Annotated in this window: 22 protein-coding genes and 1 other RNA gene; 5 read left to right on the top strand and 18 right to left on the bottom strand. The window is 49.9% G+C overall.

All coding sequences use genetic code 11. The features are described from left to right. Positions 1 to 296: 296 nt before the first annotated feature. The 18 genes from lpxC to rsmI form a co-directional block, all read right to left on the bottom strand. Positions 297 to 1,211 carry a UDP-3-O-acyl-N-acetylglucosamine deacetylase gene (gene lpxC, locus ACO6V5_RS02425; RefSeq protein WP_422134513.1) on the bottom strand — a complete coding sequence of 305 codons (915 nt, stop codon included), beginning with the start codon at positions 1,209 to 1,211 and terminating at the stop codon, positions 297 to 299. 93 nt (positions 1,212 to 1,304) lie between these two features. Then, a complete protein-coding gene (ftsZ, locus tag ACO6V5_RS02420) occupies positions 1,305 to 2,498 on the bottom strand; it encodes a cell division protein FtsZ (RefSeq protein WP_422134514.1) in 1,194 nt (397 codons plus the stop codon). Between the two features lie 175 nt (positions 2,499 to 2,673). Further along, on the bottom strand, positions 2,674 to 3,912 hold the full coding sequence (ftsA, locus tag ACO6V5_RS02415; protein WP_422137126.1) for a cell division protein FtsA: 1,239 nt from the start codon (positions 3,910 to 3,912) through the stop codon (positions 2,674 to 2,676). 97 nt (positions 3,913 to 4,009) lie between these two features. Continuing rightward, entirely contained in the window at positions 4,010 to 4,783 is a 774-nt protein-coding gene (locus ACO6V5_RS02410) for a cell division protein FtsQ/DivIB (RefSeq protein ID WP_422138478.1), read from the bottom strand. Further along, the gene (locus ACO6V5_RS02405; protein ID WP_422409347.1) at positions 4,755 to 5,783 is read right to left on the bottom strand and encodes a D-alanine--D-alanine ligase; all 1,029 of its coding nucleotides are present in this window, start codon (positions 5,781 to 5,783) and stop codon (positions 4,755 to 4,757) included. Before ACO6V5_RS02405 ends, ACO6V5_RS02410 begins: the two co-directional genes overlap by 29 nt. Before the next feature lie 2 nt (positions 5,784 to 5,785). Next, positions 5,786 to 7,258 (bottom strand): UDP-N-acetylmuramate--L-alanine ligase, encoded by a 1,473-nt coding sequence (gene murC, locus ACO6V5_RS02400; RefSeq protein WP_422138480.1) that lies wholly within the window; start codon positions 7,256 to 7,258, stop codon positions 5,786 to 5,788. Next, complete coding sequence (gene murG / locus ACO6V5_RS02395; protein ID WP_422134518.1) at positions 7,248 to 8,336, bottom strand: undecaprenyldiphospho-muramoylpentapeptide beta-N-acetylglucosaminyltransferase; 1,089 nt, start codon at positions 8,334 to 8,336, stop codon at positions 7,248 to 7,250. Before murG ends, murC begins: the two co-directional genes overlap by 11 nt. Continuing rightward, on the bottom strand, positions 8,333 to 9,520 hold the full coding sequence (gene ftsW / locus ACO6V5_RS02390; protein ID WP_422134519.1) for a putative lipid II flippase FtsW: 1,188 nt from the start codon (positions 9,518 to 9,520) through the stop codon (positions 8,333 to 8,335). The genes murG and ftsW overlap by 4 nt, the downstream gene beginning before the upstream one ends. Beyond that, complete coding sequence (gene murD / locus ACO6V5_RS02385; protein WP_422409349.1) at positions 9,517 to 10,872, bottom strand: UDP-N-acetylmuramoyl-L-alanine--D-glutamate ligase; 1,356 nt, start codon at positions 10,870 to 10,872, stop codon at positions 9,517 to 9,519. The genes ftsW and murD overlap by 4 nt, the downstream gene beginning before the upstream one ends. Before the next feature lie 26 nt (positions 10,873 to 10,898). Next, entirely contained in the window at positions 10,899 to 11,981 is a 1,083-nt protein-coding gene (gene mraY, locus ACO6V5_RS02380; protein ID WP_422134521.1) for a phospho-N-acetylmuramoyl-pentapeptide-transferase, read from the bottom strand. After that, entirely contained in the window at positions 11,981 to 13,438 is a 1,458-nt protein-coding gene (locus tag ACO6V5_RS02375) for a UDP-N-acetylmuramoyl-tripeptide--D-alanyl-D-alanine ligase (RefSeq protein ID WP_422409352.1), read from the bottom strand. Before ACO6V5_RS02375 ends, mraY begins: the two co-directional genes overlap by 1 nt. After that, positions 13,435 to 14,946 (bottom strand): UDP-N-acetylmuramoyl-L-alanyl-D-glutamate--2,6-diaminopimelate ligase, encoded by a 1,512-nt coding sequence (locus ACO6V5_RS02370; protein WP_422441897.1) that lies wholly within the window; start codon positions 14,944 to 14,946, stop codon positions 13,435 to 13,437. The genes ACO6V5_RS02375 and ACO6V5_RS02370 overlap by 4 nt, the downstream gene beginning before the upstream one ends. A gap of 11 nt (positions 14,947 to 14,957) precedes the next feature. Beyond that, entirely contained in the window at positions 14,958 to 16,739 is a 1,782-nt protein-coding gene (locus tag ACO6V5_RS02365; RefSeq protein ID WP_422134524.1) for a peptidoglycan D,D-transpeptidase FtsI family protein, read from the bottom strand. After that, on the bottom strand, positions 16,736 to 17,032 hold the full coding sequence (ftsL, locus tag ACO6V5_RS02360; protein ID WP_422134525.1) for a cell division protein FtsL: 297 nt from the start codon (positions 17,030 to 17,032) through the stop codon (positions 16,736 to 16,738). The genes ACO6V5_RS02365 and ftsL overlap by 4 nt, the downstream gene beginning before the upstream one ends. Before the next feature lie 13 nt (positions 17,033 to 17,045). Next, a complete protein-coding gene (rsmH, locus tag ACO6V5_RS02355; RefSeq protein ID WP_422409357.1) occupies positions 17,046 to 17,978 on the bottom strand; it encodes a 16S rRNA (cytosine(1402)-N(4))-methyltransferase RsmH in 933 nt (310 codons plus the stop codon). Between the two features lie 24 nt (positions 17,979 to 18,002). Further along, complete coding sequence (gene mraZ / locus ACO6V5_RS02350; RefSeq protein ID WP_422134527.1) at positions 18,003 to 18,458, bottom strand: division/cell wall cluster transcriptional repressor MraZ; 456 nt, start codon at positions 18,456 to 18,458, stop codon at positions 18,003 to 18,005. Between the two features lie 435 nt (positions 18,459 to 18,893). Continuing rightward, an RNA gene (gene rnpB / locus ACO6V5_RS02345) (RNase P RNA component class A) lies at positions 18,894 to 19,272 on the bottom strand. A gap of 79 nt (positions 19,273 to 19,351) precedes the next feature. Then, entirely contained in the window at positions 19,352 to 20,188 is an 837-nt protein-coding gene (gene rsmI / locus ACO6V5_RS02340) for a 16S rRNA (cytidine(1402)-2'-O)-methyltransferase (protein WP_422409359.1), read from the bottom strand. A gap of 210 nt (positions 20,189 to 20,398) precedes the next feature. Between rsmI and ACO6V5_RS02335 the strand changes: the two genes are divergently transcribed. The 5 genes from ACO6V5_RS02335 to ACO6V5_RS02315 all read left to right on the top strand — a co-directional run bounded on the left by ACO6V5_RS02335 (position 20,399) and on the right by ACO6V5_RS02315 (position 24,836). Beyond that, complete coding sequence (locus tag ACO6V5_RS02335) at positions 20,399 to 22,273, top strand: penicillin-binding protein activator (RefSeq protein ID WP_422409361.1); 1,875 nt, start codon at positions 20,399 to 20,401, stop codon at positions 22,271 to 22,273. Next, positions 22,245 to 22,631 (top strand): YraN family protein, encoded by a 387-nt coding sequence (locus ACO6V5_RS02330; RefSeq protein WP_422134530.1) that lies wholly within the window; start codon positions 22,245 to 22,247, stop codon positions 22,629 to 22,631. Before ACO6V5_RS02335 ends, ACO6V5_RS02330 begins: the two co-directional genes overlap by 29 nt. 236 nt (positions 22,632 to 22,867) lie before the next feature. After that, a complete protein-coding gene (locus ACO6V5_RS02325; RefSeq protein ID WP_422134531.1) occupies positions 22,868 to 23,452 on the top strand; it encodes a phosphoheptose isomerase in 585 nt (194 codons plus the stop codon). Between the two features lie 71 nt (positions 23,453 to 23,523). Beyond that, positions 23,524 to 24,096, top strand: coding sequence for a BON domain-containing protein (locus tag ACO6V5_RS02320; protein ID WP_422134532.1), 573 nt, complete (start codon positions 23,524 to 23,526; stop codon positions 24,094 to 24,096). Positions 24,097 to 24,233: 137 nt separating this feature from the next. Continuing rightward, the gene (locus ACO6V5_RS02315) at positions 24,234 to 24,836 is read left to right on the top strand and encodes a glutamine amidotransferase-related protein (protein ID WP_422134533.1); all 603 of its coding nucleotides are present in this window, start codon (positions 24,234 to 24,236) and stop codon (positions 24,834 to 24,836) included. Positions 24,837 to 25,060 lie beyond the last annotated feature (224 nt).

The following is a 25,060-nucleotide window of genomic DNA, read 5'->3' as shown; positions in this document are numbered from 1 at the left end:
GAAATAACTGCTCATCACCCGGGCTTCAATGCAAAAGGCGATAGAGCGTCATATCCACATCCTGTCTTGAAACAGGATAGCGCTATTCAGTCATGAAGAATCGACACAACCATGTCAGCAATATTTGACCCTGGTAAAAAAGTCACTTTGCTGTCGTTCTCCCACATTCTTGTTTTCTTCACTCTTGATGGTTTTCAGATTCAGGTAAATCTTTAAAAACCAGATGCCTCATTTAACCAGCATAGATTCCAAAAAAGGTCGCTTCTGCGACCTTCAATGAAAGGTGACTATATGAGTTAAGCAGTAACCGCAGCCGGCTTAAGGTAGGAAATCGGTGCCACTTCAGTATCCTCAAATGTCACTACTTCCCAGGCTTTTTCATTCTCCAGCAGAGAACGGACCAGCTTATTGTTTAATTCGTGTCCGGACTTGTAGCCAACGAACTGGCCAACCAGACTATTACCTAATAGGTACAGATCACCGATGGCGTCCAGAATCTTGTGTTTAACCAGCTCATCATGGTAGCGCAATCCGTCTTCGTTCAGAATACGGTAGTCATCAACCACTACAACGTTGTCAACACTGCCTCCCAAAGCCAGATTCTGTGAACGCAGATACTCAACGTCACGCATGAATCCGAAGGTACGGGCACGGCTGACTTCTTTTACGAAAGAAGTACTGGAAAAATCAATCTCAGAGGTCTGTGAACGACCTTTGAAAACAGGGTGGTCAAAATAGATAGTAAAACTGACTTTGAAGCCGTCATAAGGCTTGAAAGTAGCTGTTTTCTCACCATCAGTGACGGCCACTTCTTTCTTGATACGGATAAATTTCTTGGCTGCCTCCTGCTCCTGAATACCAGCAGACTGGATAAGGAAAACAAAAGGTCCCGCGCTACCGTCCATGATCGGAACTTCATGGGCGCTCAATTCGACATAAGCATTGTCGATTCCCAGACCAGCCATTGCCGAAAGCAGGTGTTCAACGGTGTCTACCCGAACACCGTCTTTCTGCAAAGAGGTACACAGGGTAGTTTCTCCGACATTTTCTGCACGAGCAGGAATTTCCACCACAGGATCAAGATCTGTGCGACAGAAGATAATGCCGGTATCGACGGGAGCCGGCTTAAGAGTCAAATAGACCTTTTCACCGGAATGTAACCCCACTCCCGTAGCTCGAATAATATTTTTCAGGGTACGCTGTCTGATCATGATAACGCTATTCCGCGACCTCAAAGGCCCCTGTTATTTGAATTCAACGACTTATTGTAACAAAAGTTACACATGACACAACCGGTCATTGATTCAATCAGCCTGTCGGCGCAAAAACGCCGGTACATCCAGGTAATCCACATTGTCAGTTGATGGTGCTTGCCTGCGGGGCTTTTCAGCTTCCTCTACCTCGGGCTGTTCAGCTGCTTTTTTGCGAACATGAGGAGGAATATCAAGCTCCTTGAGGTTCAGGGTACCGTCTGGACGGGTCGCCCTTGGCTTGGAACCATCAACCACCTTAAGGGACTGTTCCTGCTTTTCGTCGCTGTCTCCCAGACCAGTGGCAACAACAGTCACTCTTAATTCATCCGTCATTTCCGGATCGATAACTGTACCTACTACAGTGGTGGCATTATCGGAAGCAAATTCACGAACAGTGTCACCCACTTCATGAAATTCACCCACAGAAAGATCGAGACCAGCAGTAATATTAACCAACACTCCGCGAGCCCCCTGAAGGTTGACGTCTTCCAGGAGAGGACTTCGGATAGCTCGCTCGGCCGCTTCAATCGCTCTGTTGCTGCCTGTGGCTGAACCTGTACCCATCATAGCCATGCCCATTTCAGACATAACAGTCCGGACGTCAGCAAAGTCAACATTAATCAGGCCGTCACGGGTAATCAATTCTGAAATACCCTGAACTGCGCCCAGCAGTACGTCATTTGCTGCACCAAAAGCGTTCAGCAAACTGACATCACGACCCAAAACAGGCAGAAGATTCTCATTAGGAATACAGACCAGGGAGTCTACGCTCTCTTTTAACTGATTCAGCCCCTCTTCAGCCACTGTCATTCTGCGGCGACCTTCAAAAGAAAACGGCTTGGTCACCACCGCTACGGTCAGAGCCCCCATCTCTCTGGCAATTTCAGCCACAACCGGAGCAGCACCGGTACCTGTACCTCCTCCCATACCGGCAGTGATGAAAACCATGTCAGAGCCCGCCAACACTTCAGAAATACGGTCTCTGTCTTCCATCGCTGCATCACGACCGACCTCCGGATTTGCTCCAGCCCCGAGGCCACGAGTAATATTGGCTCCCAGTTGCAGATGGGTATGAGCCTGAAGGTGCTGTTTTTTCAGAGCCTGGGCATCCGTATTAGCACAGATAAACTCAACACCTTCCAGCCGACTGTTCAACATGTGGCAAACTGCATTACCGCCACCGCCACCTACGCCTACAACCTTTATCACCGCTTCCTGCGGAACATTATCCACCAGTTCAAACATGGCTCTCTCCTTTCTGTCACCGTAAACAGGATATTTTCTGAATATTAAATGCCATTAAACTTCAATCACTTTCCTGCAGGAACACCCTGCATGCAGTGTGCTCCTGTTTAGCCAATGACAATCAAGCCATTGCCTTCTGCAGGATTAATTCTGTTGATTGCTACCCAACCCTCAATCAGAATTGACCTTGAAACCATTTTTTAAGCCGATTGAACAGACTTTCTTCCTGTCTGCTGAAACTGGCCGTTTCCCTTCGCCCTTCCTGTTGAGCTTTCAAACCATAGTGAAGCAGGCCGACACCTGTTGCATAAATAGGATTACAAACGACATCTGTCAACCCCTGAATGGCCTGAGGCATGCCGAGCCTGACCGGCATGTGAAAAATTTCTTCTGCCAGATCTACGGCACCCTCCATTTTGGACGTACCACCCGTCAGCACGATACCGGCCGGAATGAGATCTTCAAAACCACTTCGTCTCAATTCCGCCTGAATCAGTGTAAACAGCTCGTCGTATCTTGGCTCAACCACCTCTGCCAGCGACTGTCGAGACAGCTCTCTGGCTGCCCTGTCTCCAACACTCGGAACCTTGATCATATCTTCAGCACGCGCCAGCTGGGTAAGAGCGCAGGCATATTTGATCTTAAGTTCTTCAGCATGCTGAGTGGGTGTTCTCAGAGCCATGGCAATATCATTGGTGACCTGATCACCCGCTATAGGAATAACTGCCGTATGTCGTATGGCTCCCTCAGTGAAGATAGCAATATCGGTGGTGCCACCTCCAATATCAACCATGCACACACCGAGCTCTTTCTCATCTTCTGAAAGCACTGAATAGCTCGAAGCCAACTGCTCCAGAATAATGTCGTCTACTTCAAGACCACATCGTTTAATACAGTTCTCAATATTCTGCGCTGCATTGACAGCACAGGTCACCAGATGCACTTTCGCTTCCAGACGCACTCCTGACATGCCCAATGGTTCCTTCACACCTTCCTGGGTATCAATCACATATTCCTGAGGCAAAATATGAAGAATTCGCTGATCTGCCGGAATAGCAACAGCCTGGGCGGCATCAATCACCCTGTCAATATCGGCACTGGTAACCTCTCTCTCCCTGATAGCAACAATTCCGTGGGAGTTCAGGCTGCGTATATGATTACCTGCGATGCCGGCGTAAACGGAGTGAATCTGACAACCGGCCATCAACTCAGCCTCTTCCACAGCCCTTTTTATGGCATGGACTGTAGAGTCAATATTGACAACAACACCACGCTTCAGACCCCGTGAGGTATGTGAGCCGATCCCGATCACTTCCAGCTGGCCATCTGCGGTTATCTCACCGACGATCGCTACAACTTTGGAAGTTCCAATGTCGAGTCCGACTATTAAATTTCCGTTATCTGCCGCTGTCATGGCATCTATCATCCCAAACCACTCTGACCAAAATAGTCAGTGCGCCGAACCCACTACTCCAGTGTTGCCACGAAAACGCATAATGACGTTTTCATGACTATTTCCAGGCCACCGAAGCCCCATTCAAATAGCGCAAGTCAACGCGCTTTACATCCTGCCAGCGATCATCGAGTCTTGCATAATACAACCTGATAAAACGCTGCAATCTTTCCATTCTGCGATCACGCCCGAGATTGACATCAACGTGATCTACTTTCAGCCACCAGGAATCCGTTGTACTGAGCCGCAACTCTCTAACAGCAACTCCCAGGGGCCTGATCACCTGACTAAACGCCAGGTATTGCTGCATTACATCCTGAGAACGATCCTCCACCCCTGACAGCTTTGGCAGCTTACTGAAGGCCTCCAGAGATCCCGGTCTGAAAACTTCTCCGTCTTCATCAATCAAACCGTCATCCTGCCAACGGGCAATCGGTTTTCGCTCTTCCAGACTGACGATCAGAGTATCCGGCCACTCACGTCGCAGACTGGCTTCCCTTACCCAGGGCATATCCAGGACTGCCCTTCTCATCTCTTCCAGGTCAAGGTAAAAAAACCGATTGACCAACCAGGGGGCCAGCTGTTTTTCAACATCACCACGTTCCAGATAATTGAACGTAGAACGCACTTCCACCCGTGCTATCGGCTGATTAACCCACATCATCAATGTCGGCCAAATCCAGAGCAAAGACACGGCCAGAACACAGATGACAGTCAATCCTAACCAGCGTCTCCACAATCCGGGCCGAGCCAGCTTTTTCTCTATTCCCCGACTCGCCCCACGACCGCGCCTGCCAGAGTCGTCAAGTGGCTTCTGATTCAGTTTGAACAAGCTCTTTGCTTCCCTTTATTCCTCCACCCTCTTTCTGACGAGCCGGTAACAGGGACGACTTCAGAATCTCCAGAACCAATATTTCAAAGCTCAAACCCACTGACTTTCCGGCCATAGGAACAAGACTCGTTTCAGTCATACCAGGTACAGTATTTGCCTCAAGCAGCCAGAAGCGTCCTCTTTCGTCCTGCATAAAGTCGACTCGACCCCAACCAGAGCAACCCAGTGTTTCGAAAGCGGTCAGTGCCAGAGCCTGAAGTTCTTGCTCCTTGCTTTCAGACAGACCACTGGGTAAGTGGTATTGAGTATTTCCTGAAACATATTTAGCGTCATAGTCATAAAAAGACTCTGCCGATTCGATTCGAATAGCAGGCAAGGGCTGACTATTCAGAATCGCGACCGTATATTCAGGACCATCAATAAACTGTTCCACCAGCACAGAACCACCGTATTTTGAAGCCTGCTCCCAGGCTGGCAGCAGATCCTGCTCCCGATCAACCCTGGTAATCCCCACGCTGGAGCCTTCCAGACTGGGCTTTACAAAAGCCGGCAATATCTCTGCACAGCAATCAAGGTTTTCAGCCTGCTCAATCAGCATAAAGTCCGGGGTGGGTAAACCAACCGCTTGCCAGAGCAGTTTGCTTCTGTATTTGTCCATGGCCAATGCTGAAGACATAATGTCACTGCCCGCATAAGGAATATCCATTTGATCAAGCAGTCCCTGCACCGTACCATCCTCACCGCGGGGACCATGCAAAGCAATAAAAACGCGATCAGGCTTCTGTTCCACCAGCTGTGAGACCAGCCCCTCGATTGGATCAATAAGACAACAATCTATGCCACTGGTTTTCAGGGCTTCAAAGATTCGTTTACCGGATGCAAGACTTACTTCCCGCTCAGCTGAACAACCACCCAGTAATACCGCGACTTTACCGAATACTCTTTTTAGCTCATAACTGTCTGCATCAATGGCAACTTGACCCTGGTCCTGGCTATACATCTTTAAGCTACCTTTCCGTCCTGAATTATATCGTCCAGTTTTTCACCCAGCTCTGTTGTCAGTCTCACAGCCAAAGCACCGATATCTCCGGCCCCCTGGGTCAAAACCAGGTCATTGTCTTCAACAACACCTTGCAAAACAGTACTAACTTCATCAGGACTGGAGATAAAGATAGGCTCCAGCTGGCCTCTTTGACGAATACTTCGACAGAGGCTTCGTGTATCTGCACCCGGAATCGGCTCTTCTCCTGCCGGATAGACTTCCATCAAAAGTAAGACATCCACCTGGGACAGCACCTCAACGAAATCTTCGTAAAGATCCCGGGTTCTCGAATAGCGGTGTGGCTGATAAACCATAACCAGCCGCCTGTCTGGCCATCCAGCGCGGATAGCCTTGATCGTTGCCGCCACCTCTGTCGGGTGGTGCCCATAATCATCAACGAGCATCATCTGGGCAGACTCAGTCTGAAAGTACCCCTGCACCTGGAATCGTCTGCCAACACCCTGGAACTGCCTGAGTCCTTCACAGATCACTTCATCAGGCATTCCTTCATCCGATGCAACTATAAAAGTGGCAAGTGCATTGAGAACATTGTGACGACCTGGAATATTCAGCTCAACTTTTACCTTTTTATTGCCTTTAGATTTCCGCTCCAGCTCAAAAGAGGTCTTCATACCCTTTTGCTGAATATTAACAGCCCGGAAATCGGCCCCCTCACTTTCACCATAAGTAATAACTTGTCGTTTAATTAATGGTAACAGTTCTTTTACCACAGGGCAGTCTGTACAGACCACAGCCAGACCATAAAATGGCAGGTTGTGAAGAAAACTCACAAAGGTTTTCTTTAACTTGTCAAAGCTTCCTTCATAGGTAGCCATATGATCTGCATCAATGTTGGTGACAATAGAAACCATCGGTTGCAGATGCAGGAAAGATGCATCTGACTCATCCGCTTCTGCCACGAGGTAGCGACTGCCTCCCAGCTTGGCATTGGTACCGGCTGAATTCAGACGACCGCCAATCACAAAAGTAGGATCCAGACCACCATAGCCCAACACCGAGGCCAACAGACTGGTCGTGGTAGTCTTGCCGTGGGTGCCTGCCACTGCGATACCATGACGGTAGCGCATCAGTTCCGCCAGCATCTCAGCTCTGGGGACTACGGGTACACGCAGCTCTCTTGCCGTAACCACTTCCGGATTCTCCGAAGCGACTGCTGTAGAAGTGACCACTACATCCGCCCCCTCAACATTCGCAGCTTGATGACCAATAAAGACTTTAATTCCCTGATCTTCCAAACGTTGGGTTACCGGTGAGCGTTGAATATCTGATCCAGAGATCTGATACCCCTGGTTCTTAAGCACTTCTGCGATGCCGCACATGCCCGAACCACCTATGCCAACAAAATGAATATTTTTTATACGACGCATTTCAGGTATAGGAGCCACAGGAAAAATAGGCTTATTAGCGGGCATGAGCCACCTCCAGACAATGATCAACTACTTCCACAGCCGCCATAGGCCTGGCGACACTGCCTGCAGCCCTGGCCATAGTCACCAGCTGCTCAGGATTGCCCACAAAATTCTCTAACATATTGATCAGACAGGTTTCGCTCAGTTCTTTCTGCTGCACCATCATGGCGGCCCCCTGATTAACCAGGTACTGACCATTGACCGTTTGATGATCATCAACAGCATGGGGATAAGGCACCAGCAGGGCCGCTCTTCGGGCCATCGCCAGCTCTGAAACGGTGAGGGCTCCAGAGCGACAAATCACCAGATCAGCCCACTCATAGGCACCAGCCATATCATCGATAAAGGGTTCTACGCGCCCCTCCACACCCAAAGCACGATAAGACTCACGGGTAGCATCGAGATTATTTCTGCCAGTTTGATGCCAAACCTCGAAGCGACCTTTAAACCGGGTGAGTACTTTTGGAACCAGCTCGTTGATGGCTACAGCGCCACTACTGCCACCAACCACCAACAGCCTTAGAGCCCTGCCATTCAGTTGGGAAGGTAAATCCGGATTTGCAATATCGGCTCTCACCGGATTACCGGTCAGAATAAATTTGCCAGAGCCACTCTCTGGACCAAAAGCACCGGGAAAAGCCAACAATACTTTGCGGGCAACTCTTGATAAAACCTTGTTCGTGAAGCCTGCAATCGCATTCTGCTCGTGAACCACCAGGGGAACACCCGACAAACGTGCGGCCACCCCACCCGGTCCTGTTGCAAAGCCACCCATTCCCAGAACACACACAGGCTTGCAGCTTCGAATCACTTTCAAGGCACGAAACAGTGAAACAGCGAGCTTCCAGGGCGCTTTTAGTAAAAAGCTCAAGCCTTTACCTCTCAATCCGGTGACCGGGATAAAGCTGATTTCAAATCCGTGGCGCGGCACCAGTTCAGCTTCCATACTGTTGGCCGTACCCAACCAGTGAATAGTGTAGCCACGCCTCTCAAGTTCTCTGGCAGTGGCCAGCGCCGGGAAAATATGCCCACCGGTACCACCCGCCATTATTAAAACAGTAGGTTTGTCAGTAGTACTCATGACACTCCCCTGCTTTTATTATCTGTTGTGACATTAAACTGCCGTCGTTCATAATCAATCCGCAGCAACAATCCAAAAGCCAGGCAGTTTATCAACAGGCTACTACCCCCATAACTGATCAGAGGCAAGGCCAAACCTTTTGTGGGCAGCAACCCGGTATTTACAGCAATATTGATCAACGCCTGACTGCTATACAACAAGCCGATTCCATAGGCAACGTAGCCATGAAACAGTAGTTTTTTTGCTTCTGCCCGGTAACCGATTTGCAGCGCTCTCCAGGAAATAAACAGAATCAGAGTCAGGACAGAGACTGCTCCAAGGACACCAAACTCTTCAGCCAGAACGGCAAAGACAAAATCTGTATGAGCTTCCGGTAAATAGAACAGCTTTTGCAGACTATTACCCAATCCCTCACCAAACCATTCACCTCGCCCAAAAGCAATCAGGGACTGAGTCAACTGATAGCCACTACCAAAAGCATTGGCCCAGGGGTCCATATAAGAAGCCAGGCGTGCCATGCGATAAGGTTCAAAAACAATCAGGGCGGCAATAGACCCAACCAGCACCAGGAACAGAATAACGAATTGCCAGAGTCTGGCGCCTGCCAGAAAAATCATTCCCATGGAAGCGCCCATCAACACCACAAGCGCTCCAAGGTCTGGCTCCATCAGCAACAGTAGAGATGAGACAAAAAGAATAGTCATAGGCTTGAAAAAGCCTGTCCATCTGGTTCTGACTTCCTCCAACCGACGCACCAGGTAGGCCGCAAGGTAAACGACAATCATCAATTTGGCCGCTTCTGATGCCTGCAGATTGAAAAAGCCCAGAGGAATCCAGCGAACACTGCCATTGACCTCCCGACCCACAACCAACACAGCCAGCAGCAGCCCCAGACCACCAAAAAGTGAAAGCCAGCTGTATTTCTCAATAGTTGTCACCGGAACCATCAAAATGACACCCATCAGCGACAGTCCGACGAAAACAAAAAAAGCCTGCTTGATGAGGATATAAAACGGATTGGAATAAAGACTGCCCGCCACTTCCATAGAAGCGGAACTGACCATAATCAAACCAATCACAAGAAGTCCCAGCACAGCACCCAGCAGCGGCAGATCAAGAACACTGCCACGGCGGCCTGTAAAAGGCGATCTTATTTCGCTGAGAAACTTCTGGTGTAGAGTCATGCAAGACGCTCCCTGACCAGAGTCATAAAGCTATCGCCACGCTGCTCGAAACTTTCGAACATATCAAAACTGGCACAAGCGGGAGCCAGCAGGACAGCATCACCGCTTTCACTGACCTCGAAGGCACGATCTATTGCAGCAGCAAGACCCTCAGCATATTGAACCGGGATAACGCCATTGACGGCTTTATCGATATCAGGTGCGTCACGCCCTATCAGCACAAGCTCACGACCAAACTTTTGTAATGGCTGTTTCAGCTGATTAAAATCTGCCCCCTTGCCGTCCCCACCGGCAATGAGAACAATTTTTCCGGTCAGGGTCTCACCCAGACCTTCAATGGCCGCAACCGATGCACCGACATTGGTGGCTTTGGAATCATTAATCCAGACCACACCGTTTTTTTCCGCTACCCATTGGCATCGATGAGAAAGACCTGTGAAGCGGCTCAGAGTCTTCAGCATGGGTGTCATCGGGATACCCACTGACTCACCCAGGGCCAGGGCAGCCAGTGCATTCAATTGATTGTGACGACCCGGCAACTTCATGACCGCTGTATTGATGAGTCTTTCGACACCTTTACAAAGCCACATACCTTCTTCATCCCCGATCAGGCCATAGTCGTGTAAATCAGGCTTGCCGGAAGTAAACGCTGTTGCGGGAGTAGCCTGGGGAAGAAGAGGCACAGTCAGAGCATCCTGCTTGTTGTATACCGCATGTATACAACCACGGTATATACGCTGCTTTGCCTTATGATAGTCCATCATGGTCTTATAACGATCCATATGATCAGGACTGATATTCAGTACCGTCGCGGCGGCTGCACGTAAAGAATGAGTGGTTTCCAGCTGGAAGCTGGACAATTCCAGGATATAGAGATCGACATTTTCTCTCTCAAGAAGCTCAAGAGCTGGAGTACCAATATTGCCACCCACAGCAACACCCAAACCGGCCTCTTGAGCCATCTCTCCCAGCAGAGTTGTGACCGTGCTCTTGCCGTTAGAGCCAGTTATGGCAACGACAGGTTTATTCACCTCGCGACAGAACAGCTCAATATCACCAACGGCTTCAACACCTCTACTTACAGCCTCAGCAATCTCAGGAGTAGCCAGAGCAATACCGGGACTGAGAATCAACTCATCGGCTCCATTCAGCCACTGAGTGTTCAATCCACCCAGATGGACAGGAACATTCGGAAAAGCAGTTTTGAGTTCGTCTATGCCTGGCGGGTTATTCCGGGTATCCATCACTTTAAATGGGCGTTGTCTTTCAGCAAGATATCGCACACAGGACATTCCGGTCTTGCCGAGTCCTACGACTACCCTTGTACGATTTGAGCTTATCAGTGCTGACACGCGGATTTTTTCCCGAGCAAAGTGTGTTAACGAATCTTCAGTGACGCAAGACCAATCAGGACCAGAATCAGGGTAATAATCCAGAAGCGGACAATCACCCGGGGCTCAGGCCAACCCTTCAATTCAAAATGATGGTGCAGTGGAGCCATACGGAATATTCTGCGCCCGGTGAGCTTGAACGAAGCCACCTGGAGAATCACCGATACCGTCTCCATCACAAAAACCCCCCCCATAATGACCAGCACAATTTCCTGACGCACAATGACTGCCAGTACACCTAATGCTGCTCCGAGAGCCAAAGCACCTACATCCCCCATAAAAACCTGTGCGGGATAGGTATTAAACCAGAGAAACGCCAGACCCGCGCCACCGATAGCGGCACAAAAAACCACCAACTCTCCCGAGCCAGGCACAAAAGGAATGAGCAGGTACTGGGCAAAATTCACATGACCGCTGGCATAAGCAAAAACTGCCAGTGCAGAAGCCACCAGAACGGTAGGCATGATCGCCAGACCATCCAGACCATCTGTCAGATTCACAGCATTACTGCAACCGACAATGGTCAGGTAAGCCAGTACAATAAAAAAGGGCCCAAGATCAATGACGATATTTTTGAAGAAAGGTACAATCAGACTGGTCTCTACCGGTGAATTAGCCGTAGCGTAAAGGAAGACAGCTGCTCCCAATCCAGCGACCGACTGCCAGAAAAACTTCCAGCGCGCTGGCAGGCCCCTTGAATTTTTTTCCACCACCTTACGGTAGTCGTCCACCCAGCCAACAATTCCGAATACCGCTGTTACCAGTAAAACTACCCAGATATAGCGATTGCTCAGATTGGCCCATAGTAGCGTACTGACTGCAATACAAACCAGAATCAATGCCCCACCCATAGTCGGGGTTCCAGCCTTGCTGAGGTGAGATTGTGGACCATCATCACGCACTGCCTGACCAATCTGGTGGTAGCTCAGCCGACGAATCATATAGGGCCCGAGACAGAGCCCCATTCCCAATGCAGTAAGCACACCCAGAATAGCTCTGAGTGTGAGGTATTTAAAAACGGCAAAGCCGTGATAGTATTGCGTTAGAAATTCCGCAAGCCAGAGCAGCATCAGCAGCGCTCTCCCTTAAATTCTGATCCCACCAGGGATCTGACTACATCCAACATTTTCATTCCATTCGATCCCTTGACGAGAACCGTGATGGGACAATCCGCCTGTTGCTCTCTGAACGCCTTTATCCGACTTCTTACCCAGTTCGAGAGAGCCTCTTTGTCATTTAAATGTTTTGCCTTCATGCCTCGCTGAGCCCCGCGAAGTTCACGACTGAATGCATCAACAGAGGCGACAGTCGCCTCACCATAGGCAGCAAAACAATCAATATGCCGGGTAGCAGCATACTCACCTACATCAACATGCCGGGCTGCACTCACCTCACCAAGATCCAGCATGTCCCCCAGTACCATGATGGTTTTACCCTCGCAGTCTGCCAGCTGGTCGATGGCAGCAAGAGTGGCAATAGGACTGGCGTTATAACTTTCGTCGATGATCAGAAGGCCCTCCGACAGGGGGTAACGGGTCCCTCTTTGTTGATAAGGCCGGGCATTTTCCAATCCACTGACAATAATGTCCAGCCCTAGTCCGACAGCAGACGCCGCTGCGGCCACACAACAGGCATTCTGAACCTGATGTTTCCCCCAGAAAGACAGCTTCACGTTTGCCTCTTTTTCGATGCCTCCCTGAACAACATGCAACCTGAAGCTCATACCTTCAGACGTTGAAGACACCTCTGAGGCAAACACATCGGCTTCTCGCTTATTCAGACTGAAGGACAACACTTTTCGATCAGGCTGTCTCAAAGCCCTCTGTTTCCAGCGTTGAAAGCTGGGATCATCTAAATTCAGCACGGCAATACCATTTTTTTTGAGACCGTCGAGAATAAAACCCTTCTCATGAATAACGCCCTCAAGCGTTAACAAATCTTTGAGATGGTTCTCTGAGGCATTGGTAATGATGGCAACATCCGGTTCGGTCAGGCGAGTGATGTAATCAATCTCTCCAGGGGAACTGGTTCCTAACTCAATCACTGCATGCTGCTGATCTGCTTCCAGCCTGAACAGGGTCAGAGGCACACCATAAGCGTTATTTAAATTCCCCCGGGTTGCCAGAACCTTACCAACCTGCTCGAAGACAGAGGCCAGCATCTCTTTGACCGATGTCTTGCCACAGGTTCCTGTTACTGCCACGACAGGGCCATGAAAACACTCACGAATAAACTGCCCCAGTCGTCCCAGTGCCTGATCAGTGTCCTGGACCTGAATCTGGGGAATTCCCAGACCTGGAACTGGCACCTGAACCACGACCGCCGCAGCGCCTGCAACCTCAGCCTGATCCGCATAGGCATGACCATCAAACCGAGGGCCCTTGATGGCGACAAAAAGATTACCTTGCTCGAGGGTTCTGGTATCAATGCTTATACCGGTTATAGTGGTATCAGCACCAGAATCCCCCCTCAGAAGAATCCCCTGAAGCTCATGGGTTATTTCAGAAAGGGTAAATGGACGAATCATATTACCCTCTCACTGGCTGAACACGTTGATGGCTGCCAGAGATTCAAGGCTTTTGCAGCTTCTTCACTGTCATCAAAGTGATGCCTGACGCCGTTGACCTCCTGATAATCCTCGTGTCCTTTGCCTGCGATAACAACAATATCGCCGACAGCAGCCTTGTTGACAGCCTGTCGAATAGCCTCTGCGCGATTGCTGACAGATGTCACTGGCATACCAGTCAGGTCAACTCCTGCCAGTGTATCTCTGATTATTTCTTCCGGATCTTCACTTCTGGGATTATCACTGGTCACGACCACTTCATCTGCACCCTCGATAGCAGCTCGGGCCATAAGCGGCCTCTTACCCCGATCACGATCACCACCGCAACCAAAGACACAAATTAATTTTGCAGCGCCGTGCTCTCTCAATGCTTTCAGGACACTCACCAGGGCATCCGGAGTATGAGCATAATCCACCACTACCACCGGTTTCTGACCACCACCCAACCTTTGCATTCTTCCCGGTACAGTGCTCAGTTGAGGGACCTTTTCAAGCACTCGCTCCAGGGAATAACCCTGACAGCATACCGCCCCGATAACAGCCAAAAGATTTTCGAGACTGAAACGACCCAGCTGAGTCGTCCTCAACTGTCCCTTACCCCATGGCGTATGAAGGTCAGCCTTGACTCCACCTGAATCCAGGAGGATATTTCGAGCCGTAATATCTGCATGATCAGAGGTCATAGAGAAAGTAAACACTTCAGTAACACCGGAACAACTGGACAGCATCAGTTCGCTATAGTCATCATCCCGATTAATCACCGCTTTTTTGACACGACCGTTGGCAAAAAGCAGAGCCTTGGCTTTTGCATAAGCGTCCATCGTTTTGTGATAATCAAGATGATCACGACTGATATTTGTAAAAACGCCTACTTCAAACGCTAATTGATCTGCGCGCCCCTGATGCAGCCCATGAGAAGAAACCTCCATGGCCATGGAAGACACATCTCTGCTCACCAGTTCAGCCATAAAGCCCTGTGTCGATACAGGGTCTGAAGTAGTATTCAGACAGGGTTCCAGCTCAGTTGGAAGACCTTTACCCAGGGTTCCCATCACCGCACAAGGCTCACCCAGAAGAGAGAGTAGCTGCGCTGCATACCAACAGGTTGAGGTTTTGCCATTGGTTCCTGTCACGCCAATCAGCTTCAGCTTTGTGGACGGCTGTCGATAGAATCGATCGGCAAGAAAGCTAATGTGCGTTTTTAAGTTTTCGATAAAAATAACAGGTTTACCGACCAGAAATTCAGTCTCAGAAAATGACTCCCCACTTGAATCAACCAGCACTGCAGAGGCGCCCGCCTCCAAGGCCGCACCAATAAACGCCCGACCGTCAGAACTCAGCCCTGGCACAGCCAGAAACAGCTCACCCCCGATCAGCTTGCGGCTGTCGAGGGTCAGTCCTGTGAGGGTCTTGTCTTCATCCAGTGGAGGATGATTCAGCTCCGCCAGCACTTCATTTAAAGACGTCATTTGACACGAGGTCATGTTCCATCCTGTTTCATTTTCATAACTCCGGTCTGCTCCAGACCGGGTCTTTTAGCTGTCAGTACCTTTTCTTCACTGGGTCTGACACCCAGCATCCGCAAAGCCTGACCATTGACCCTGGAAAACACCGGGCCGGCTATGACGCCACCGTAGTAATCCTGACCAGCCGGGTCATCAATAATGACAACAGTAGCAATGCGAGGATTTCCCACAGGAGCCACACCGGCAAAGAGACCCACGTAACGATCTTCAAGGTAGCCACTGCCACCCACTTTTTTAACCGTTCCCGTTTTGCCACCCACATTGTAGGACTTGACGGCACCGCGCCAACCAGTCCCTCCTTTACCCACCACTTTGCCAAGCATTTCCATAACATCGTGTGCTACATCTTCATCCATAACCCGAACACCATCAGGTGCCACATCACGCTTGATCAGTGATGCTGGCCTGAGTAAGCCACCAGACCCCAGCACAGAATAGGCTTGCGCCAGCTGTAATGGCGTGACTGTCAAGCCATAACCAAAGGACAGGGTAGCCACTTCAATGTCGCTCCAGCGATCCTTGTAAGGGAGAAACCCAGCCCTCTCTCCGGGAAAACCCGTTCCCGGGCTCTGCCCGATACCTACGCGGCGCAGCAGATCTACAACCTTATCGACACCGATATCCAGTGCCATCTTGCTCACGCCGATATTGCTGGACTTTTTCAAAACAGTTTCGACATCAATGGTTCCAAACCCCCTGACATCCTTAACCGCATTTTGTCCAACACGCATGTAGCCAACGCCGGTTTTAATCCGGGTATAGCGATCATACTTGCCGGTCTCCATGGCTGCCGCGACAGTAAAAGGCTTGAGAGTAGAGCCCGGCTCCACCAGGTCAGTCATCACCCGGTTTCTCATTCGGTAAGGCTGAAGCCCGGTACGATTATTCGGGTTGTAGGACGGCTGATTGACCATAGCCAGAATCTCTCCGGTCTGGACATCCATCATCACCAGCGAGCCGGCTGTGGCTTTGGCCTTTTCTACAGCACTTTTCAGCTCACGATAAGCCATATACTGGAGCCTGGAATCAATACTGAGCATCAATTCCTTACCGGGTTGGGCGCTTTTCACGAGTTCGGCCTCTCTGGCAAGGCGACCCCGGCGATCTTTCAGCAGCCTGCGAGTTCCCTCGGAGCCGGTTAACCAATGATCATATCCCAGCTCCAGCCCTTCCTGACCTTTATCATCAATACCGGTAATGCCCACCAGATGCGACGTCACTTCACCCATAGGGTAGTAACGTCGCTGTTCGTCAAGAATATGCACGCCGGGCACTTTCAGAGCTTCGACTTTCTCACTCTGCTCCGGTGTCATCTGACGTTTAAGATAGATAAATTCCTTTGCTGCGTTGCTTGTTACCTTTTTTGCCAGCCAGCTTTCATCAACCTTGAGCGCAAATGCCAGCTTATGCCAGTGCTCTGGTGCCTTGATCAAGTCCTGAGGGTCAGCCCATACGGTCATCACAGGGGCACTTACCGCCAAAATCTTACCGTTTCGATCAAATATGACGCCCCGATGAGCCGGTATGGACTCATGGCGAACAGCGCGTTTATCACCTTCGCTCTGAAGAAAATGACGATTTAAAACCTGAAGATCTACGAGACGATAACCAATCACCAGGCCAGCCATTATAAACAAGATCTGCAAAAGCTTTACTCGCCAGCGGTAAGGCAGAGCCTTTTCCTCGCCAGCCTGTTTTTTCCTGCTGGCACTGGCCGGTCTTGCTGCAGTCTTCACGGCATCACCATTTTTATACTTCCAGCATCAGGCACTTCCATGTTCAATTCATCCCTTGCAATTCTTTCCACTCGCCCCGGACTGGTCAGGGAACTGTGCTCCAGAAGCAACTTCCCCCATTCAACCTGGGCTTTGTTTCTCTGCTCAAACGCCTGTTGAAGTTCATTGTGAAGCAGTCTGTTTTCATGCTTGACAAAGCTCACAGCCACCCCTGACACAAGAACACAGGCCAGCAACATCACACTGACTAAACCAGATTTGCGAAACAAAGCCTGCAGCGGTTGTCTGTCCATTTTTACAGCCTTGTCAGATTAGCTTCTCAGCAATTCGCATGACGGCACTCCTCGCTCTTGGATTAGCTTTGACCTCTTGCTCGCCGGGCTTGATCGCTTTACCGACGGGCCGCATTCGTTTGTTAAGCTGATCTTCCGTCACCGGAATCCAGCGCGGCAACTCATCGCCTCTGGACTGTTTTCTGATAAACCTTTTGGCAATCCTGTCTTCCAGTGAGTGAAAACTGATAACCACCAGACGCCCACCTGGTTTGAGCTCTTCCAATGCAGCATCCAGACAATCCACCAGATCATCCAGTTCGCGATTGATATGGATGCGGATGGCCTGAAAAGCACGGGTAGCCGGATGCTTGTTCTTCTCTCTGGAAGGACTGGCAGAAGCAATAATTCCTGCCAGACGTTTCGTGGTCGTAATAGGCTCTCCTTCCCTTTCCCTGACGATGGCCCGGGCAATTCTGCGCGAAAAACGATCTTCGCCGAGTTCCCAGATCACCTTGCTGATTTCTTGCTCTTGCGCACGATTAATCCAGTCAGCTGCACTTTCTCCCTGCGTGGTATTCATCCGCATATCCAACGGACCATCCTGCATGAAGCTGAAACCTCGCTCGGCGTTGTCCAACTGCGGCGAAGAAACCCCCAGATCAAGCAGAACACCTTCTACTTTCTGACCATCAAGGGCCTCTTCCAAATCAGCAAAAGAGCCATGATAAATGGAAAAACGGCTATCCGTTTCAGCCAGCTCCCGGGCTGCAGCGATCGCTCTCGGGTCCTTGTCGATGCCTACCAGCCTGCCTCTGTCAGACAGCTTTTCCAGGACTGCACGACTGTGACCGCCACGACCAAATGTCCCGTCGACATAGAGCCCGTCAGGATCTGTAACCAAAGCTTCAACCGCTTCTTCTAGCAGCACAGTAATATGCTGATCTAATTGCTCTTGCAATGTCATCTATCTTGTCCGGGCAAATACCCATCAGAGGGACAAAGACTGGAGCTCAGCCGGCACTTCAGCGGACCCACTGGCTTCGTGAAGATAATCATCTCGTCTCTGGTTCCAGCAGGCTTCATCCCACAGTTCAAATTTTTTGCCTTGTCCCAGCAAAATGCAGCGCTTATCCATACCCGCATAATCCCTGAGCAAGGGAGGCACTAAAACTCGTCCACTGCCATCCATATCAATGTCGGTAGCGTGACCAATAAGAAGTCTTTGTATTCGGCGTGTCATCGGATGAAAACTGGGCAGGGCTTCAATCTTTGCCTGAATAGCCTCCCACTCATCCTGTGGATAAATCAGGAGACAGGGCTCATCGGTATCAATGGTCGCCACCAGACTGCCCTCACAACGATCTTTCAACACCTGCCGATAACGGGTAGGTATTGCAAGACGCCCTTTGGCATCGAGGTTGATGGCATTAACCCCACGAAACAAACCGCTTCCCTCTAGTCAATTCAGCCAGAATGGCAGGCCACAGTCCGAAGAGAAAACGTGTTAACCGACATCCCTTTTCTCCACGTAATGCACACTTAACTCCACATTTATCCACTTTACTCCACTGAAGCACACTATAGAAACCTGAAAAACCCACGTCAAGGTCAGAATCTGTCTGATGGGTCAAATAATTGACTCCTCCAGAGACCTCACACACAGTGCCCTGCATTAAAAAAGTGCATAAAAATGAGCAGCTTGAAGAGGAGAGCTGTTTAAGCCCATGAAGCAGGAAAAGCGCCCGAAAAAAATTGTAAAAATTTCAGACAATTGACGATTTTGATACCCAAAGCACCAGCGATCTGCTGACCGGTCAGTGACACCTGAAAAAGCCGTTTCCGGTTAGATTCGGGTAATGGATAGCGGAAGAAAAAGTAAATCTCGAGTTGGCCTGTAAGCCGGGTTCTGTCCAACCTGAAGACAGGTCTGGGCAATCATTCATCTGGGATGCCTGTCACCAGACACCTCAAGCAACCTACCCGAATCCAGTGCGGGTCACACCTTCAGGATTCCTATTTGGTCTTGCTCCAGGCGGGGTTTACCATGCCGTGAACTGTTACCAGTCACGCGGTGCGCTCTTACCACACCCTTTCACCCTTACCGGTCACCGCATGGTGACTTAGGCGGTCTGCTCTCTGCTGCACTTTCCGTAGGCTCTCGCCCCCCAGGCGTTACCTGGCGCCGTACCCTTTGGAGCCCGGACTTTCCTCCACCAGATACTGAAACAGTAACTGACAGCGACTGCCCGGCCAACTCGAGGCGGCGAATACTACCGAATGATTCCCCTCACTGCAATTCGTTCATTTCACAAACTTATTATCTGAATCAATTACAACTTATTTCATTGCGAGTGACAGCTCATAGAGCTGCTTCTTGCGATACCCGGAAACATCAGCAATCACGGCAGCGGCTTTTTTAGCGGGCAACTCCTGCAGCAGCCGTTGCAGTAATTTAGCGGTTTCAGGATCAACAGCCTCTTGCTTCTGCTCCTCAGCCCCCTCTACCAAAACCACAAACTCGCCACGACACTGATTGGAGTCTTCCTGCAGTATTTTCTCCAACGCTTCTACCTTGCCCGCCAGCACCGTCTCAAATGTTTTGGTCAACTCCCTGGCCAACACAACGTACCGGTCTCCACCCAACACTTCCCGAAAATCAGCAAGGCTATCCAGAATTCGGTGTGTAGATTCGTACACAGCCCATGTATTGGTCATCGCACCCAGCGCTTCGAGCCTTTTCTTCCTACCAGAGGATTTGGCCGGTAGAAAGCCTTCAAAGTAGAACCTGTCTGTTGGCAAACCACTGACCGAGAGAGCCGCCACAAGCGCACAGGCACCTGGCACAGGCACCACTTTAATACCCTGCTCCCTGACCATTCGCACCAATACAAAACCCGGGTCTGAAATCAGGGGCGTTCCGGCATCACTGATTAATGCCACAGAATCACCCTGCTGCAATCGAGCCAGCAACACCTCTGCCTGATGCCGTTCATTATGCTCATGACAGGGAATCATGGGGGTATCGATCCCGAAGTGATTGAGTAACTTGCGACTGTGTCGGGTATCTTCCGCCGCAATCACTGACACCTGCTTCAGCACCTCAATGGCTCTTGGTGTCATATCATCGAGATTACCAATGGGGGTCGAAACAACAAAAAGTGCACTTTCAGACATATCCTGCCAGCCAGTTTATCCAGTATGAAGGTCGTTCATAGCAAGGGAAGTATTAAGAATCAAACGACCATGAGTTTACTCTTATCATATCGTCGTTGACAGAATCCTTAGCTAACTGATTTCTCAAACCACGTCCATCAGGCTGACGCAATGACCCTGTTGAGGTAGAATAGGGAGATCAAAAACAGTTCGGTCGTTGACTCCGATTTTATGAGCCAGAACCTTTCCAAACGCATTCTCATCAATACACTGCTGATCAGCGCAGTGCTTACGGGGTGCTCATTGCAGCCCAGCAAAGTTGCTGAACTGCCTGCACCCACCCACGAACTGGCCCCGGAAGGAGCAGACCAACTGCTGGAACGAGCCGAACGCAGCTCATTTCCGGAGAGCGCAAGACTCAAAATCAAGGCCGCCGGGCAATTGATCAACAACCAGATGGGCAGAGCAAAAACCATTCTGGACAGCCTGAATTATGAAGAGCTACCCGAGACTCTGAAAGCAGAAGTGGCCGTGGCAAGAGCCCGCATTGCTGAGCAGGCAGGGCAGAACCGGGAAATATTTGTCTGGCTGGATCGAGCTGTCGTCATTAACAGCAGCAATACCGGGCTTCTGGATCAAAGCCATATCCTCAAAGCACGCGCGTATAACCGCTTCGGGGAGTACGTTGCAGCGCTGGATGAATGGAGCATGCTGTCCAACATAAGTGAACTCGACCAACAACCCAAAAGCCGCAACGCCTTCTGGGAAACCCTGCTTAACGCACCTGAAAAGCGCCTGATCAGCCTGGACAGTCAGACTAACAACAAAACCATGAAAGGCTGGCTGCAACTTGCCCTGATTTACCGCCCGGGCAAATCCGTGAGCGAGCAACTGGCCGACTTGAGCCACTGGCGAACTCGCTGGCCTGGCCACCCTGCAACAACCTACCTGCCGAAAGACATCAGTGCGCTTCAGACAGCCAACACTCAGCAGCCCGACAAAATTGCTCTTCTTCTTCCTGTCAGCGGCCCACTGGCCTCTGCAGGCAGAGCCATTCGCGACGGCTTTCTCGCTGCTTATCACCAGAATCTTGCTGATGAGACCCTACCCGAAGTGAGCATATTGGACACTCACGGCAAGAACGTTGTCGAGCTGGCTAACCAAGCCAAAAATGAAGGTGCCAAACTGATCATCGGTCCTTTGGATAAAACTAACGTCGGCCTGTTAAAAGAAAATACGCCCGACAACCTTACAATTCTTGCACTGAACAACCTCGAAGACAGCAGGAGCAACCCCGGACAAAAGAACAGCTTCTTCGAGTACGGTCTATCCATCGAAGATGAAGGCAGAGCTGTGGCCCGTCGCGGCGTTCTGGATGGACACCATCGTGTACTGATACTTCGCCCGGAGACTTCATGGGGTGACAGAGCCACCAACAGCTTTGTGTCCGAATGGACAAAACTCGGTGGCGAGGTGGCCGGTGTTACTAAATTCAACAACAAGACCGAATTCAGCCAACTGGCTGGTCAGGCGCTGCTGGTTGACGAAAGCCAGAAACGCGCCAAAGAGTTGAGCAGAGTTCTGAGAGAGCCACTGGGCTTTACTCCCCGCAGAAGACACGATATTGACATGATCTACATGCCTTCCCACCCCAAGGAAGCTCGCCAGCTCAAGCCTGCCCTCTCTTACCAGTTCGCTGGCAAGCTGCCTGTTTATGCCACTTCCAGCGCATACTCCGGTAGAGTCGACCCTGGCAGAGATCAGGATCTGAACAACCTCAGAATCCCTGTAATGACTTGGTACCTGCCTGGCCAGAAAAGCAGTCTCGAGTCCAATATAAAAGCCACCTGGAGCAGCTCAAAAGGCCAGTATGGCAGTCTTTACGCCATGGGAGCTGACGCTTTTAAGTTGTATCCCCGCCTGCAACAACTTGCCAGTCTGCCAGGCAGTCGTCTGGAAGGACTGACAGGCATGCTTAGCATTAACAACAAACACCATGTGGTGAGGGAGCTTTCCTGGCAAATCTTCCGGGATGGTCGACTGAGAGCACTGCCTGTTTCGATTCAAAGGAAAGCTGATGTTCTGGCAATTAAAGCTTCTCAATAATAAGGGGCTTTGCGCAGAAAACCGGGCTTTGGAATACCTCAAAGCCCGGGGCATGAAGCTGGTCAATAGAAACTATGCCTGCAAAGCAGGAGAGATAGATCTGATCATGCTCGAAAAAGAAACACTGGTTTTTGTAGAAGTCCGATTCAGATCACAGTCACAATTTGGTTCAGCTGCCGAGTCCATTACCTACCGCAAGCAAAATAAAATCAGAAAAGCAGCCAATCACTTTCTCGCCCTGCACTCGAACCACCAGCACAGGCTTTGCCGCTTCGATGCACTTTTGCTCAAAAATGCATCCATCCATGATGACGCAAACTCCGAAAAGCCTATAGAATGGATCAAAGGTATTTTTTAAACCTGTATGCAACCTGACAACTGATAAAATGCGTAAACATCACTCGCTCTTAACTTCCCCAATGGATGATGGTATTTAAAAGGGGTAATGAAAAAAAAATCACGGTAAACTAACTGATCTATTAAGTACCTGGCTAGCCATGAACTCATGAGGCTTTCACGGTTTTCTAATGCCCATAGCGAAAGAAAATGCCAGTTGCGAAACGCACGGCGTCGAACTATTCGGGATTTTGAGACATGCATGAGCGCATTACACAACATTTTTCAGACAGCATTGACGCCAAAATTCGTGCCGCTGACTGTTTGCCTCCCCTGATCGCCCAGGCATCCGAGCTTATGGTGCAAACCCTTCTTAACGAAGGAAAAATCCTGGCCTGCGGAAACGGCGGCTCCGCAGGAGATGCCCAGCATTTTGTTTCCGCGCTGCTCAATCGTTATGAACGAGAAAGACCTTCATTACCAGCCATGTCTCTGTGCGCCGACAATTTGATATTAAGCTCAATCGCTAATGACACCAGCTTTCACGAAGTTTTCTCAAAACAAATCAGGGCACTGGGGCAACAAGGCGACATTCTTTTAGCGATCTCGACATCGGGCAATTGTCCCAATATCGTTCAAGCTATTCAGGCCGCTCATGATCGCGATATCCAGGTCATTGCCCTGACGGGTAAAAGCGGTGGCGATATGGCGAGATTACTGCATCCGGAAGATATTGAAATCCGGGTTCCGGATAATAGCTCTCCACGTATTCGGGAAGTTCATAAACTGGTCGTTCATTGCCTGTGTGACCTGGTCGATGAGTTCCTGTTTTCCGGAGAGTAAGTCTCGATGAAAGACTATTTTGACTATAAGACTGACTACGTTTAATTCATCCCCCACCAGGAGGTAACAAGGTGAAGCGTTTAAACGCTCTGATTTTAACTAGCTCACTCTTTCTGCTGGGGGGCTGTGCGACCATTGTCGGCAGCGTCAATGAAGACCCCATCCGAACAGACCCCACTGAACGCTCATGGGGCAACTTGATAGACGACCAGACCATCGAAACCATAGCCGCCGTTAACATTAATAAAGCCGATGAACGGTTTAAAGACAGCCGGATTAAAATCGTCAGCTTCAATGGCACCGTGCTTTTAATCGGACAGGTATCCAGTAATGAACTTAAGCGCCTTGCAGAAGAAACCGCCGGGAATGTGAAAGAAGTTGACAAGGTCTACAACGAACTCACTCTGGGCAGTAATGCCAGCCTGCTTGAACAGAGCAATGACTCCTGGCTGACCACCAAGGTTAAAGCGAACCTGATCCAGAGTGAAGAAGTTTCTGCAGACCGCATCAAGATCAATACAGAAAAAGGCACTGTCTACCTGATGGGACTGACTACTCCCAGACAGGCACAGGCAGCAGTGGATATTGCCAGAAACACTGGCGGTGTTCAGAAAATAGTCAAAGTCTTTGAATATATTCAGTAATCGAATGAGGGGAAAGCCTTGCGCCTTGCTCCCTCTTCCTTTATTTCTTCCCAGTGACATCTTCAGCGCAATAGGGAGTTAGAAAGTTCAATTGGTATAAAGCCCCTGATAAACGCTCATCCTTATTTCCCGAGAGTATGATGAATCAGATCAAAACCAACCAGGTCATCGTTATTGATTGCGGCAGTAACACAACTCCCGAGATAAAAAAGACCCTTTCCAGTCTGGGCACAGCTTCCAAAACTATTGCTTTGAAAAGCGCCAATCAATTCAATTTCAAACAGGCAACAGCCGTCATTATTTCCGGCGGTCCATTCCTGTTTACTGACAGCCCTGAGAAAACAGAGGCGTTAATGCAACAATTTGAATTCCTTCGGGAACCTCTCCCACCCACCCTCGGTATATGCCTTGGTCATCAGGCAATCGCCCTGATACATGGTGGCCAAGTCTTCAGGGGACAGGAAAGACGAGATCAAGACAGCATCATTATTCTTGAAAAGCATGGCCTTTTTGAAGACCTTCCAGCACTCCCTCTCTTTAAAGAGGATCATTGCGAGGGCATTCAGGCAGGAGCGAACACAAGGATCCTGGCAGAGTCGGAGTTTTACGACGTAGAAGCGATCAGCATCAATGACCGCCCGATACTTGGCGTACAGTTTCACCCTGAAGTGTCCGGCGATAACGGCAAGCAGCTTTTTTTAAACTTTATGAGATGGGCGTCCAAACAGAATAAAGGCTAGTGAGCTCAACCAAGAGACTACTGCAGAGTTCCGAAAAAGAATCCATAAGATTCATACGAGGAGCGTCTTTCGTCGTAATTGAACGACTATCTTTGGTAACAGGGCTTGATCGTCCGATCAGGAGAACGATGATAGCCAGAATGAGAAGCAGACTGCTGCGCTTCATAAAACACTCCTGTATAACCATGACCATAGCTTAGAAAAGGATTTCAGACCTGCAACCA

This window comes from Endozoicomonas sp. ALD068 (assembly GCF_049310145.1).
GTDB lineage: Bacteria > Pseudomonadota > Gammaproteobacteria > Pseudomonadales > Endozoicomonadaceae > Endozoicomonas_A.
This window is presented reverse-complemented; position numbering and strand designations above follow the sequence as displayed.